Origin of the sequence: Mycolicibacterium arabiense (assembly GCF_010731815.2) — a bacterium.
Lineage (GTDB): Bacteria > Actinomycetota > Actinomycetes > Mycobacteriales > Mycobacteriaceae > Mycobacterium > Mycobacterium arabiense.
The window spans coordinates 60709-75377 of record NZ_AP022592.1 but is presented as its reverse complement, the minus strand read 5'-3'; the positions used below and the strand labels follow the sequence as shown (position 1 = coordinate 75377).

Here is a 14669-nt window from a genome sequence, read left to right as displayed (position 1 = left end):
GCGACTGTCGGCTCCGTGGCGGAACAATTCGTTCCATCGGTAATGCCGTGGAGCGTCGCTACCCCCGGTGCTGCTGCCCGGCGTGAACGGGGCGGACGTGAACCAGCGTTCTGGTGACGTTGCGCCAGCGACCCGTGTCGTCGAGGCCGGTGCGCCTGCGGAACTCCTGCGCGATGCCCGGTTCCGACCACCGCGTGAGTAGCTGGGTCGCCGAGGAGAACTCCTTCCACCGGCGCAGCCCCCAGAGGACGTCGACGTCGACGGTGCCGGCGACGCGCTGGTAGCCGGCCATGATCTCGCTCCACGGGTAGTGCGACGTGAAGCGCACGGCGTAGGTCGACATGACCGCCAGGTCGTACCAGCGCGGCCCGTACTTGACCGAGTCCAGGTCGATGAACAGCGGGGTCCTCGTCGTCGGGACGCGCACCAGGTTGCCCAGATTCGGGTCGCCGTGGACGCATCCGCCCCCGTCGAGAAGTTGCCCCCACGGATGACGGCGGTCCAGGGACTCGCGCTGCGCGCGGCACCACTGCGCGGCCTCGCGCAGGTCGTCGTCGGCCGACGCGGCGGCGGTGTCGATCCTGCCCGCGGTGTATCCGGGGATGTCCAGCGGCGCGAGCAACGGGGAGCCGAAGTCCGCCCAGCGGGTCATGGCCGACCCGAGCAGGGTGGGTTCCTGCGCGCGCCATCCGGTGCCACCGAGGGGTTCGGCGAGCGGGAAGGCCGACACGACGTAGCGGCCGCGGTGCTCGGGTGCCGCCGTCGTCGGTGCCAGGACGTTGAGCCCGGCATCGGCCATGGCAGCGGCCAGTTCGTGGGAGCGTCCGACATCGCAGGGGTCGGCTGCGGCCGAGTCCACCGATGCGAGGCCGACGCGGAACACGAGCCCCACCGACGCCGACGAGGCGACCAGGTGGAAGCGCTGGCGCGCCAACGTCGTCGCGTCCCTCGGCAACCGCGCGTCGCGCAGTACCTCGGCGGGTTCGGGGAGTCCGGCGATCGTCATCGCTACCCCGCCGCCCTGCGTTGGCGAATCTCGCTTGAGGAGATTATTGTGTTGTGCTCGCGGGTGGCGACGATCACCCGCTTCTGCCGCAGCGCGGCCTTCATCTGCGGCTCGGCCTCGTAGGGCTTGGCCTCGTCCTCGTGGCCGGGTCGGATGACGCACACCGCCTGACCCGCGCGGGCGAAGGCACGCATCGAGATCCCGTTGTCCGGACCGAACACCGCGACGGGCGTGACGTTGCGGATCTGGGCGGCCTCCAGAGTTCTGACCAGGCGGATCATGATATCGGTGAAGCTGCGCGGACCGCCGGGCATCCTCGCATCCCAGGTGTCGATGAACGTCGGGGTCCCGCTGCGCAGGCGAGGGGGAAGCACGTCCTCGGCCTGCGCGATGCGGGCGTCGGTGGCAATCAGCGCGTCCCGACGCGTCGGCAGGATCTTCGCACGCACGTACTGTTCGCTATGCGGGGAGAACACCGCGGCGATCGGTGTGAACCCCTCCGCACGCAGCGCCGTGTCGGCGGCCTCGGCCATCTCCACGTGCCCTGCGTGCATGGGTGCGTAGGAACCCATCGCCGAGATGATGACCGGATCGTCCTGCAGCGCGGCCCACTGGATCTCATCGAAGTAGTGGCTGCTGGCGAACCGCACGTAGGGATGGTTCTCACGCTCGAAGAACGTGACCGGGTTGTCGCGGGATGCCTTCACCACCCCGGTCAGCGGTCGTTGATATCCGGCCGCCCTCAGGTCGTTGAGGCAGTAGACCTCCATCGCCGGGCCGAACCATTCGTTGGTCTTCATGTCCTCGAAGGCCTCGGTGCGAAATTCGTGTTCCATGGCTAGCTCTTTCGTGAGTTGGGGTACGGGGAGGGTTCTGACCTCGTTCAATTGTTTCGTGCGTTACCGTGTACCAGGTTATCCCGGCTGCCCACATCTTGTACATGTAAATAGCCGACTTATTTCCGAGGTGTGATCATGAATCGTCCGGTGGGCAGGCCGTCGCGTGAGGCCGAGTTCAACAGGGTCGTGGAACGCAGTGGGGCCAGTGCGGAGTCGGTTCGCAACTTCTTCAACCGCCCGGGGCGGCTGTCGACCGAATTGCGGCGGAGCATCGCTCGTGCGGTCGCCGAGACCGGTTACCGGCCGATCCGCCGGGGGCGCGGTTCTCTGGACAAAGTCGCGATCGGCTACCAGATGCCGCGGTCGTGGTCGATGCAGTCCCCGGTGATGGACGTGCAGTTCCACGAACTGCTCGACGCGGCGCAGTCCGCCGATGCGCACCTCGTGCCGTTCGTCGTCGACCCCCGGGTTCCCGGCGTCGACGACGTCGTGGGCGGCACCGACGAGGAACGCGCCGAGCGGGAATCGGGCCTGCAGGGCTGGCACCGCGACTACGCCCACACCCTGGCGCCCTGGACCTATCAGGAGGTGATGCGCGAACGATTGGTGCGGATGTTCGTCGTCAACGACCTGTCCGTGGATGACCCGCGCTTGGAGATGCTCGCAGCGCAGGGGGTGCCCTACGTCGCGCTCGGGTTACCTCGTCGCTCGACCTCGGGTGAGCCCGCGCCCCGGCATCCCTACGTCGAGACCGACAACCACAGCGCGATCGCCGAGATGGTTCGGCGTCTGCGTGAGGCGGGGTGCCGCACCTTCGGTCACGTCGGTTTCTCCGATGACACCAGCCACGTCACCCGCGATCGGCGCGAGGCCGTCGCGGACGCGGTGGGCGGTGAGGTCCCTCGCACCACCATCAGCTACCTGGACTCGTTCACCCCAAGCAGTGAACGGCACCGCTCCCAGTTGCGCGACTGGCTGCGCCGCGAAGACGTCGACGCCGTGATCTGCGACAGCGACGCACTGGCCTACATGGTGCACCTCGCGGCACCGTCGGCAGGCCGCTCGACCGTCCAGGATCCCCGCGCCGTGCACGACGACGGGCAACGCAGTGTGATGCTGACCGGCAACGACAACTCCCACCACCGCACGTGGCTGCCGCCCGCGCAGCGCTGGATCACGATGGCCCCTCCTGAGCGGGAGAAGATGGAAGCCACCATCGACCTGCTCGCGAAGCTGCACGCCGGCCTCCACGGGGAGGTCGAGCCCGTGCTCATCCCCCCGCGCATAGTGCCCTGGGGCGACGGGTCAACCGGGCCCGCGTACCCGTCCACCGCGGGGCCGGACCGCGGGGAGACCGTGTAGCGGGAGCGAACGCGCTCGACGGGATCGGGTCGGCGTCGGGCTGCGCGGCGGGAGGTCGACGGCGAGGTCGCCCCGCCGCGGGGGGCCGTGGTGCTCGTCGCCCCCCGCGTGGGCGGCCATCCGGGCTGGCACGTCTCGGGCAGGTGCACCGGCGATGTGTGATAGCCAATAACGGTGCCGGCCAGTGAAGACGCGTGGGGTGAATTCGACCGGATCGTCGACCGGGAGTTGACGGACCCCTGGACCGGTTCTGGTGACGCGCGGCGCTACGTACCGGACGTCGAGACGTTCGCCGAACTGCTGGAGGTGCCGCTGCAGTTGGAGCTGTCGCACACCACGGGGCTACCAGCCAAGGCGGTCGACGTGTGGCTGTCCTATGAACTGCGCCGCGCCGGCTTCGGCGCCGACGAGGTGTGGCCGCGGCCCAGGGCGCCTCGGGTTCTGCCCCGTGAGGTGACGCAACTGCTGGAAGGACTGCCGCGGACGTTGCGCGAGCAGGTGGCCTCGCGCATCGCGTCGAATTCGGTGCCCAAGGTGGGGTCCAGCGACGCCAAGATCCTTGGACGGGCCTACGAGAAACAGGTGGACGTGGTCATGGCGCGGTGGTCGCGTGGACCGGAGCTGCTGGTCTCCACCAAGAGGATGGACAGATCGCTGTCCAACAACGCGTTCAACCGCATCGAGGAGTCCTACGGTGATGCGCACAATCTGCGCGGCCGACACCCGTTGGCGGCGTTGGGTTACGTGATGGTGCTGCGGTCGTCGGTGTTCGACACCTCGGCCAAGCCCGCCCTGCGACTGGTGGACCTCATCGCACGATTGGGAGCCGAGACCGGCTTGTACGACGCCACCTCGGTGGTGGTGGCGTCATGGAACGGCGGGGAGATCGACATCGACGCGGGCGAGCACGTCTCCATCGGCAGCGACCCGGTGCCGGCGGAGCTGGCGGTCGACCGGTTCCTCATGCGGATGGTCGACGCCGTGCTCGACCGCACCCCGGTGACCGCCCACGTGCGGGCGCGGGAACTGCGACGCGGTGAGGAACTAGTCGTCGACGACGCGGATTGATGCACCGCCGTGCGTCGCGATGCGCGACGGGCAATGTCTCGAAGACGTTGTAGGGCGGTCGTCGTCGGTTCCTCCCGAAGCGGGACCCAACACGTCAGGTGGCGAGGTCGGTGAGGTAATCGTCGGCGAAGTCGGTGGTGATCCGCACCCACAGGGGTCGGTGATCCGAGATCTGCCAGGTGCGCCACTTCCGATAGAACGACAGGTCGTCGGCCTCGACGTCGCCGGGTTCGAGGTTGCGTTCCTTGACCGGCCGCCAATCGGATTCGTAGATGTCGGCGTCCTCGTCGCGGAACACGTGCTCGTAGGGGCGGATCATTCCGCCGCCGGTGACGGTGAAACGATCGTCCTTCACGCGCACGGCGATCTGGTCGTAGAAGTGTTCGCCGTCGCGCCGCACGGCGGCACCATCGATGGCGTCGGGAACCTCGAATCCCTTGGCCTTGAGCGCCGACATCGTCTCGTGCTCGGGACTGACCACGTTGAAGTCGCCGAGCAGGATGTAGTTCTCGGTCTGCGCGGAGGCGAATCGACCGCCGCGGGCCTTGGCCGCCTTCTTGTCGGCGCGTTCCTCGGCGTCTTGACGCTTGGCGAAGAAACCCACCAGCCGACCGATCTCCTCGGAGCGGCGCGCGAGATCCTCACCGGATTCCGAGCCGTAGTAGATGTGGACGGTGCACAGGCTGAACTTGAACCACCCGGCCTGGAAGGCCACCAGGAAGGGGGTTCGGGCGAACTGGCCGTTGCCGATCGGCGCCCGCTCTGGGGCTAATTCGGCGTCGTCGGCGGAGACGATGACCTGCCCGTCGGGAAGCACCACCTCGCCGGCGATTTTCCGGAAGAACACCTTTCGCGTGTCGAACACGTAGGCCATCCGTTCGCCGCTGTTGCCGCCGGATCCCTCGGTGGCGTCGGTGACGATGTAGTCCCAGCCGCCACCGAGGATGTCCATCAGATCGCGCAGCGGCCCGAGGTCACGGCTGACCTCCTGGATGGCCACCAGGTCGAAGCTGGCGATGATTTCGGCGAGGTAGTAGTAGGACTCCTTCTTGCGGGGCCCGAACTTGAACTTGTTGTTGTCGAAGTCGCGAATGTTCCACGTAGCCAGCAACAGTGAGTCGTCGGTGCGTAGGTCGCGCACCTCGCCCAGGCCGGCGCGCAGTGCCACCAGGCGCTGAGCGCATCGTCGTAGACCCTCGTCATCCTGGCCGAACGTGCGGCGCATACCTGCGTAGATGTTGGACATGGCGCGTGGTCCCCCTATGCGCGACGCCGGCACTCGACGTGCCCGTACCGGCGCGGCGGTCGTCATCCCGTGCTGCGACGCTACGTCAGCCAGCGCGCCGCCGGACCGAAAACGCGCAAGGTGACGCGTCGGCCGTTCGCGGCGCGGACGGGTTCACCGGCCCGCCGCCACCGGCGCGCAGGTCGTTGCCGTCAGCACAGGTCACTGAGTTCCCACAGTGTCTCGGTGACGCAGGTGTGGGCGTAGTCGGGCGGGAGGTGGCGGGCGTAGCGCTGTTGGGCGATGAGGGTCTGCTGCAGCATCGACACCGCGAGTTCGAGGTTGCGTCGGCTGTCCAGTCCGGGTGCGTAGCCGGCGACGAACGCGTCGAACGGCACGCCGTGGCCGTGGGTGGCCAACGCCGATCCCAGGCTGCGCAGCGGGCCGGTCATGTGTCGACGCGCCGCGCTGTGGAACCGCCCACGGTGGCGGTAGGACAGGTCCAGCAGCATGCACACCGCCCAGTAGTGCAGGTTGGACAGGTGGCGCATCGCGGGAAGTAGCTCGTCGACGATGGGCTCGCCCGATCGCGGTAGCCCGGACTCCAGTTTCAAGGCGAGGACGGGGTGCTCGGGGTGGGTGGGGTCCCATATGTCGGGTCCACCGGCGGGCAGGGCGGGATGGGTTCCGTCGAACAGTGTGCGAAAGAAGTCGAAGTGTTCGTGTTCGCCTTCTTCGAGCACGACGCCCAGGCGCGCACCCCAGTAGTCGTAGTCCAGACTGCTCGGGTGGCGGTGTTCGAGCAGCTTCAACACCCGCACCACCTTTCGGTAGAGGCTGCCGACCTGGTTGGGACGCATGTGGTGGGGTGCAGTGCTGTTGAGGGCGGCGTAGAGGCGTTCGAGCATCGCGCGGTGCTCGGGGTCCTGTGGCGCGTCGAGGTCGACGGCGGTGGTGGACGCTTCAACGTAGAGATACTTGGCGATGCTGTGCAGGTTCAGCGGTTCCAGGGTGAAGTCGAACGGGTAGATGTCGGTTTCGTAGGGGAACTGCTGTCTGCCCAGGTGCGGTGCGGCGCCCAGTGCGACGAGCAGTTCGTTCACCACGTCGAGGTGGGTCATCTCCTCGATGGCCACGCCGATGACGTGCAGGGGACGCCCGCCGTAGCGGTGGTTGGGCCATCCCGCCAGCTGGGCGTAGTCGGGGAGTTTCACCGAGAAGGCGGCGTAGAGGTATTGCACGAGCAGGGAGTGTTCGATCTCGGCGCCGTCGCGGAGGAGCCGGACGAGTTCCAGGGTGGGGTCGTCGAAGACGGGTGTGTAGCCCAGTTCGTCGGTGTCGGCCTTGGTCAGCGCTTGCATGACGGGTCGGGCTATCGGTGCCGCGGATGGCCTCATCGCCGGTGAGGCGTTGAGTCCGGTCGGTGGTGAGGCGAAGAGTCTGACCTCGGGTGCCGCTGCCTGCGACGGTGCAGCCGAGAGGATGGCGTCGCGGTATCGGCCGTAGCCGGTGCATCGGCACAGGTGCGGCCCGAGGACGGCGTCCACGCGCCTCTCGACGGCCTTGGCGTCGTCGCCGGGCCGGACACCGGCCAGGGCGACGGTCCCGGCGACGGCGAAACCGGCAGCGCAGTAACCGCATTGGAAGGCTTGGCGCGTGAAGATCGCCTTCTGCACGGGGTTCAGTTCGTCGGGTTCGCCGAGGCCTTCGATGGTGGTGACCTTCCACCCGGCGGTGTGGCGCATCCCGGTCATGCAGGCCTGGCGGGTGACCGGTGGCCCGTCGGGTTCCACCTGCACCGCTACCGTGCACGCGCGGCACTCGCCGATGGAGCAGCCGATCTTGGTGCCGGTCAGCCCCAGGTCTTCGTGCAGGAAGTGCACCAGGGTCATGTCGGCGGCGACGCGGCGCCCGTGGTGGTGTTCGCCGTTGACGATGATGTCGAGGGCGACGGTCGGCTCGTAGTTCATGGCAGCGACAGGTCCGCGACGCGGATCGGCGTGCGCGTCGGCCAGCACCGGGCATCGACGTGGCCCAGGGCGTGGGCAACGGCGTTGGCGATCGCGGGGGCCACGGTGGTCATCGTCACCTCTCCGATTCCCTTGTGCCGCACGTTGGGTTGGTCAGGCCCGAGTATCCCGTCGGGACCGAGTTCCACGGGGACGGTCTGTCTGGTGATGGCGCGCAGGTCGTTCCACCGTGGAAGCCGGTAGCGGTCGAAGTTCGCGAACGGGCCGGCACCGGTCTCCGGCGGCAGCTCCTCGAACAGGGTGTGCGCGATGCCCATCGCCAACCCGCCTTCCACTTGTCCGTCGACGACCGGGCGGGCGATGACGTCGCCCGCGTCGAGGAAGGTCACTGCGTCGGTGACGGTGATCGCGCCGCGCCGGGTGTCGACGGTGACGCCGATGAGGTGGGCACCCGAGGCGTACACCGACCGCGGGATCTTCGATCCCCCAGGTGCGAGCGGCGGCATGCGTATATCACCCTGGGGCGCGAGGATCGTCATGTCGTCGCCGGGTTCCCGGATGAACGCCAAGCCGTCGACCCACAGGTCCAGGGTGTGGCCGTCGACGGTGAAGCGTGCGCTCGACCAGCCGTTGTTGAAGTATCCGTGAACCATGACTCCGGGCTCGGCGTTGCTTTGGTGCACGTGGGCGGCGAGGTCTGCCAGCGGCACGCTGGGTCGGCCGGGCAGCTGGACCTCCCCGTTCCTCCAGTAGCTCAGCAGTTCCTCGTCGGCGAGGTCTGGCTCGCCGAGGATGACCCGCGCGGCGGGGAGTAGCCGCAGCCGGAGCAAGGCCCGGCACGCTTCGCGCAGCGCGTGAACGTGGAAGAACGCCGTCTTCGAGGCGCTGCTGGCGCCGTGGACCAGCGACCAGTTCTTGAACGTCGGGTCGTGCGCATGGTGGGTGGCGAGGTGGCCGGCGAACTTCTCGAACCAGCCCGTGATGCCGAGGTCCGCCCGCGCGGGCCGGCCGAGTTCCTCGGTGGCTACCAGTTCCAGACTCTGACGGGCCCCTTGCCCCATGTCGAGGGTTTGCGACCACACCTCGATCCCGCCGTCGGCCGTCACCCGCACCGCGCAGTACACGCTGTCGCTGCTGGTGCCGTACGCCTCCATGCAGCAGGCGAACCCGACGCCGCGGTACACGCCTTCACCGCACCTCAGGTCGTGGCGTCCCTGCCACAGCTCATGCGCGTGCGCCGCGTCGCAGATCTCGGCGGTCGGAAGGTGAAACCGCAACGGCGTGCCGGCGAGATCCCGGTCGGTACCCGAGCGCAGGACATTGCGACTGCGGAACGCGATGGGATCTTCCCCCAATTCGAGGACGGCGAGCCGGTCGATGGCGGTTTCGACGTTGAACGCCACCTGCGGGATGCCGAAGCCGCGCATCGAGCCCACGGTCGGTATGGGTCGCTGCACGACTACCGCATGCGATCCGGCGCGGCGAACGCGGTAGGGGCCCGTCGCGTGCAACGCCGCTAACGACAGGACCGCCCCGTTGAGGTTGGTCTCGGGACCACCTCGCAAGACGGTGAAGGTGCGGATCGAATCCAGGGTGCCGTCCGCGGCGGCGCGGATGTGGGAGTGCACCGCCGAGGCGTGCCGCTTGAGACCACCCTGAAACTGTTCGCGACGATCGAACGCGAGCCGCACCGGCGAACCGGCGAACGCGGCTGCCACCGCGAGGTACAGCGTGAACGGCGACTTGTCGCGTCCACCGAACCCGCCGCCCATGTCCTTGGCCGTGATGCGGATGTCGCGGATCCTCGGATTCGACGCTCCCAGGACCGCCCGCACTTCGGTGACGTCGCTGTACGGGGACTGCGTGCCCAGCACCAGATTCAGGGTGGCGGTGGCGGGATCGAGCCACCCCAGACCGGCCTCGGGTTCGAGGAACGCAGGATCGATCGTCTGGGTGTAGGTCGTGGTCTGCACCGCCCGGCCGTCCCCGTCGGCGGACATCTCCTGAAACATCCGGTCGGCGTCCGGGTCGGGCCGCTGGCCGCGTTGAAACTTCCCGTTTGCGAGTGTGAGTTGGCCTCGGGTCCACTGGGAGTAGTCTCGGTCGACGTCGAGCAGATAGTGAGTTTCGTTGGGGCCGTTATCACATCGGAGATTGCGCCACTGCGTCAATTCCTCCTCGATCGTCGTCACCGTCACCGGCTCGGCCGGTGGAGGTGCATAGACGATGGGACCGGCGTCTTCCCGGATCTCCTGGGCCGCCCGCCTGAAGCACATGAAATCGTCGTAGAGCAGCAACGCGATCGGCTGACCCACGTAGTCGATCGGTTGACCGGGGGTGACGAACAGTTCGATCGGCATCGTGGAGATGAAGTTCTGGAACGGGGGTCTCAGGTCGGTGGCGGTGATCACCAGGTCGGGCCGCAAGTCGGGCCGGATGCGACCGAGATCGATCCCGGTGTACGCCCGTCCGGCGACGCTCGCCCGCAGCAGGAGTGCGTGGGCGCAGTGCTCGGGCCACCCGAGATCCTTGGGTCGGTAATCGCTGGCGTAGGTCTTCTGGCCCGTGATGATGCGCAGTCGCCGCTCCGCGGCCGAGCCGCCCACCCCGGCGACGTCTGGAGCCATGGCCGAAGTATGCCAGCCACGCGTGGTTGCGGGTGCCCGTTCGACGAGGACGACGAGGTGGTCTCGACATGCCCTTCATCGACGGGTTCGACGCGCACGACGGGTTGCCGCGCAGGCGGTTCCCTGGTTCGGCGTGACCGGGTGATGGTAACGAGCGCGCGCCTCGGGGGGGCGATGCATCACCGCGTGAGGTCTGAGCGCCGGGCGGGCACTGCGAAGCTTCGGGGGTGGCGGTCGGTCCCTATGGAAAGGCCATCTTGCGGAACTCGGATTCGAACTTGGCCCCCGCCACCTCCATAATCTCCTGGGCCGCCCTAGCTCCGTGCACCGCGATCGCCGCGCACAGCAGTAGACCTGCCAGGCTGCTCGACGGCAGCGGAATGGCAGGACGAACCTCGCTGAACGGTGACACCACCGGCGCGGCGTCTGGTTCGGGGTCGGGCACGGCGTCGGGGGCTCGCCGGCCGGCTTCATAGAGGTCGGCGGTGAAACCGGCGGGTCCGGTTCGCCACCACCGCTGAACGCGTTGCACGTGCGGGCGGTAGTGACCTCGGTAAGTGACCTTGCGGGAGTCGTAGGGGTCGCCGGTCTCGAAACGCCATCCATCGGCGCGGACCTCGTCACCGTCCCACCAGAACATCGCCACCCGCACCATCATCTCCAGTTTCTGATCCTCACAGTAGAACCGGGGCCACACCACCGGGTACAGGTGCGGCGTGGTGGTGGTGACCGGTGCCGGGGTGAGGAATCCGCGGTCGTCCCACTTGCCGTGAGTGCCGGTGGCGAATGACCTGATTTGCTGTGTCTGAAAGGTCGGGAACCGGGCGCGTTCGGTCTCGATGCGGACCTCGGTGGCGGTGGGGGTCCGTTCGGTGCCCGGAAAATCGTTCCAAGCGGTGGCGACCAGTTCGACCTCACTGAGCGCGGTACGCGACGGATTGTTCGCAGTCACGGCGGGGTTACTGGTAGAGGCGGGTCAGCGGGTAGTAATGCACTTCGTCGAGTTTCTGCACGTAGCGGCGACTGAACGGACCGGGGACGTCGGTGTCGACCTCCCATGCCTTGTCGAAGGGACGAAACGCCGACACGTCTTCGCAGAACACCATCTCCACGTCACGGTCGGGGATGTCGTGTTGGCGGGCCAGTTCGCGGACTTGAGACAACCGCCAGGCGGGCCGTTCCAGGAAGGTCTGCGCCGCCACCTCCAGCTCATCGAGCGGCGCGGGGGCGGCCGCCGGCGCGTCGGGTGTCTTCCAGTTGACGTCGGCGGTGTCGGCGGGCAGCGCCGAGGGGAACGTGGCCGCGACGTGTGGTCGGTCGATGAATACGTTCTGCCCGGGGAGCAGCCAATGATCGAGCCACCGTCCCACCGCCGCCGCGGCGATGCGGCGGCGCAGTTCGGGATTGGGTTGCTTGTCCTTGGGCAGCAGCCCCAGGGACGACGACACGAGGTCCTCGAAGATCACGCTATTCAGGTTCACCGGCGTGGTCGGGGTGACGTCGCTCAAGGATTCGGTGAGCACGTCGATCTGGCGTGGCGCCAGGCGGTCGCGTTCGGGATCGAGGCCGAGCGTTTCGAAGACCCTGCCGTCCAGGGTGATGGCGGCGTGGCGGCGCTCCCACAGTTCCGCGGCGTCCTGAAGGCTGGGCCAGGACCAGGCGTTGAACCGCTCGCTTGCAGGCTGCCCGGTCCACAGCGCTGCAGACACCAGCTCGGTGGCACTGACGTTGAGGTCGGCCTTCGACGACGCGAAGCGCTGCAGGGTCAGGTCGAAGGCCGCATCGGCTACGCCCTGGTTGACGACCACCAGGTATCCCACCCCGGAGTAGCACCGGGCCAGATAGGCCAACATCTCACCGGTGTTGCCCCGCAGCCGGTCCTGCAGGTCGGCGAACGTGGACTGGTCGTCGGCGCGCTGGTAGTCCTCCTTCATGGAGGCATCGGGGGTGAGGTCGTAGTCCAAGATCGCGATGTCGGCGGTGTCGAACTTCGACGGCGCATCCGACGGGTCAGCGGTGTCGCGGGCGGCGTCGCGCCGTCGACTCAGGACCTCGATCTCGGTGACGAGTTCGTCTCCGTCGACGACGTCGTAGTCGAACGAGCGGATGCCTGCGATGCCGGCAATCTTGTCGCGCCATCCTGCGGCGCGGCGAGGGTCGTCGTCGCAGATGAGGATCGTCGGGGTGGTGGTGTCGGTGGTCGTCATGGTTCCCAACTGATTGTCACGGCGGTGCTGAAGTCGTCGGTGGGGATGGTGAATTCAGCCCGAGCACCGACTTCCTCGGTGATCATCCTGACGATGGTCAACCCCAGGCCGGTGCCGCCCAACCCCAGGGCCGCACTCTCCGGTGGCAGGTTCAGTTTGCGCCGGAACGGTTCGAAGAAGCGGTTGGCCTCGGTGAGGTCGGATCCCACTCCGACGCCGTTGTCCTGCACGCGCACCCACTCCCGGCCGTCGTCGCCGCTGCCCCCGTCGACGGCGATGGCGGGCTGGTGGGCGTTGAACAAGGCGTTGAAGGAGTTGATGAACAGGTTCTGAAATACCGCCCACCACGCCGCCGCACTCGCCGCGGGCAGCATCAACCCGCGGGGCACTGCGCTCAGGTCGATCGTGATGCCACGCGCGACCGGCGTGACGTTGTCGCGGACACCCCTGAGCACATTGAACGCACCGCGGGACTTCTCGTCCTTGCGGGTCTCCTCATCCAGCACCGGTTGAAGCAGTTTGCGCAGACCCGCGGCGCGGCGCAGCCACGCGTCGAGATCGTCGACGACGACGCGTGCGTCGTCGTGCCGCTCGGTGGGCAGGTCGTCGAGCAGGGACCGCAGCCGCTCGACGACGTCGTCGAGACCGATCCTCTGTCGGCTCAGTTCGTGGCTGTAGGCCATCGCCGAGATGCCCGCGGTCGCCAGGGCACCCAGCAGGGCGGCGTGTTCACGGGTGGATTCCTGCAACGCCCGCACGCTGCGCGAGGCGGCGTCGACCTTGGCGGTGATCTCGCGGACGGTCCGCTCGGGCAGGTGGGCCGCGACTTCCTCGACTGCGGTGCTGACGTCGGCGAGGGCGTCGGTCGGGGAGCTGGGATTGTCGCGGCGCTTGTCGCGGGTCGCTTCCAAACGGCGCTTGGTCTCCTCCATCGCATAGACGTCCATCACGGCGCGGACCATGACGCGCATCCGCTCGTAGGCGTCGTTGGGGACGAGGCGGTCGCGGGTGATCTGGATGCTCAGCGGCGGTTCCATGACGGTGTCGGAGCCTGCCCGCAGTTGCTCGCGTCGACGGAACCACCGCTGCTCCTCGGCGGTGTTAATCACCACCCGCCCGTAGACCCTGCGGTTGGTGGGCAGGTTGAGCAGACCGCGTTGAACGTTCAGTTCGGCGGGCAGCAACTTCGAGGTCGACCGGCGCGCGGAATGCGAGCCTTCGAGGTCGATCCAGTCCTGATCGGGCCCGTAGTAGGGCAGTCGGAAGGCCCCGTCGCTGACCCCGATCCCGCCGAAACGCTCGAGGTACTGCCGCGCCTGAGACACCTTGACGTTGCCGGCTTGTCGCTGCTGAAGGGTAAACACCCTGATGTCGCAACGCATCCGGTGGATCTGGCAACCCCGCACCAGGAATCCGACGGTCACCGGTTCCTGATCGCGCAACCGGACCTTGACTTCGAGCACTCTGTCGTCGAGCCCTTCGCGTACCCGCACCCCGGTGGGTCCCTCGTCGGAGGTCTCCAGGTCGGGCAGGTCGTCGTCGGTGTCGGACAGTCTCATTGGAAGGTCACCAACGACGGTGCCCTGAAACTCGGTGACGTCGACCAGCTTGGCGGTCAGCTGCGCCGACCAGATGTCGAGAATCGCCCGCATCTGGGCGCTGAACGCGTCGTAGGCGTCCTGCAGATCGCTGTCGAACACGATCTGGAATCTCTCCGGAGAGTCGGGGTCGACGTCGTGGGGCGGCTGCAACGCCCAGATCTCCTGAGCCAGGTGGCGAAAGTCGCGGGCGGTCCACACCTGACTGAGACGGCGCAGCTCCACCCGCGTGCCGTTCGTAGAACCACCAGCGAACTCGGGGTTGCCCGCGGAGCCGGTCGTGACTGGAACCGTCACCGAGGTTAGATCACCCTCACGGGTGGCGTCGTCCCAGTTCACCCTCGCTTCGAGCCGCTGTCCGGAGTTCCCATCCCCGCCCGCGGTCACGATCGTGGTGTCGCGCGCCAATAGCTGCACCGCCAACCGGCCCACGCCCTTGGACCCGGTCATCTCCCGTTTGAAGGACCGCGAGTGACGCTGCCGGGCCTTGTGGGTGGACCCGACCCGCATCCACGTGTTGGTGAACTCCCGTTCGGACATGCCGTGCCCGTTGTCGCTGACGACGATGCAGTCGTGGGATGCGGAGATCTCGACGCGCGTGGCGTCGGCGTCGTAGGCGTTCTTGATCAGTTCGGCCAACGCGATGTAGGGGCGTCCGACGAGCCGCTCGCCGAGTTCCTGAAGCAGCTGCGCGTCGACGGTGAAGTGCAGCGGCCGTTCGCTCACCTCGCTGCTCCCGAGCCTCGACTGCCATGGCACCCATGGGG

At 67.7% G+C, this 14669-nt stretch carries 10 protein-coding genes; 2 read left to right on the top strand and 8 right to left on the bottom strand.

Translation table 11 applies throughout. The features are described from left to right. Positions 1-58 precede the first annotated feature (58 nt). Together G6N61_RS00305 and G6N61_RS00300 are read right to left on the bottom strand one after the other, a co-directional pair. Positions 59-1006, bottom strand: coding sequence for a phosphotransferase (locus G6N61_RS00305; protein WP_163916127.1), 948 nt, complete (start codon positions 1004-1006; stop codon positions 59-61). A 2-nt stretch (positions 1007-1008) separates the two neighbouring features. After that, complete coding sequence (locus tag G6N61_RS00300) at positions 1009-1842, bottom strand: nucleotidyl transferase family protein (protein WP_163916125.1); 834 nt, start codon at positions 1840-1842, stop codon at positions 1009-1011. Between the two features lie 138 nt (positions 1843-1980). Between G6N61_RS00300 and G6N61_RS00295 the strand changes: the two genes are divergently transcribed. Both G6N61_RS00295 and G6N61_RS00290 read left to right on the top strand, forming a co-directional pair. Next, entirely contained in the window at positions 1981-3207 is a 1227-nt protein-coding gene (locus tag G6N61_RS00295) for a LacI family DNA-binding transcriptional regulator (RefSeq protein WP_163916122.1), read from the top strand. Positions 3208-3381: 174 nt separating this feature from the next. Further along, entirely contained in the window at positions 3382-4275 is an 894-nt protein-coding gene (locus G6N61_RS00290) for a hypothetical protein (protein WP_235887117.1), read from the top strand. Positions 4276-4369: 94 nt separating this feature from the next. Here the strand turns inward: G6N61_RS00290 and G6N61_RS00285 are convergent, their stop codons facing one another. The 6 genes from G6N61_RS00285 to G6N61_RS31070 all read right to left on the bottom strand — a co-directional run bounded on the left by G6N61_RS00285 (position 4370) and on the right by G6N61_RS31070 (position 14628). Continuing rightward, entirely contained in the window at positions 4370-5521 is a 1152-nt protein-coding gene (locus G6N61_RS00285; RefSeq protein WP_163916120.1) for an endonuclease/exonuclease/phosphatase family protein, read from the bottom strand. A gap of 191 nt (positions 5522-5712) precedes the next feature. Continuing rightward, positions 5713-7470 (bottom strand): ferritin-like domain-containing protein, encoded by a 1758-nt coding sequence (locus G6N61_RS00280; RefSeq protein WP_163916118.1) that lies wholly within the window; start codon positions 7468-7470, stop codon positions 5713-5715. Continuing rightward, positions 7467-10097: a xanthine dehydrogenase family protein molybdopterin-binding subunit gene (locus G6N61_RS00275; protein WP_163916116.1), complete on the bottom strand. Its 2631-nt coding sequence runs from the start codon at positions 10095-10097 to the stop codon at positions 7467-7469. Before G6N61_RS00275 ends, G6N61_RS00280 begins: the two co-directional genes overlap by 4 nt. A 241-nt stretch (positions 10098-10338) precedes the next feature. Then, entirely contained in the window at positions 10339-11049 is a 711-nt protein-coding gene (locus G6N61_RS00270) for a hypothetical protein (protein ID WP_163916114.1), read from the bottom strand. A 7-nt stretch (positions 11050-11056) separates the two neighbouring features. After that, the gene (locus G6N61_RS00265) at positions 11057-12304 is read right to left on the bottom strand and encodes a hypothetical protein (protein WP_163916112.1); all 1248 of its coding nucleotides are present in this window, start codon (positions 12302-12304) and stop codon (positions 11057-11059) included. After that, entirely contained in the window at positions 12301-14628 is a 2328-nt protein-coding gene (locus tag G6N61_RS31070) for an ATP-binding protein (protein ID WP_163916109.1), read from the bottom strand. Before G6N61_RS31070 ends, G6N61_RS00265 begins: the two co-directional genes overlap by 4 nt. Positions 14629-14669: the final 41 nt, after the last annotated feature.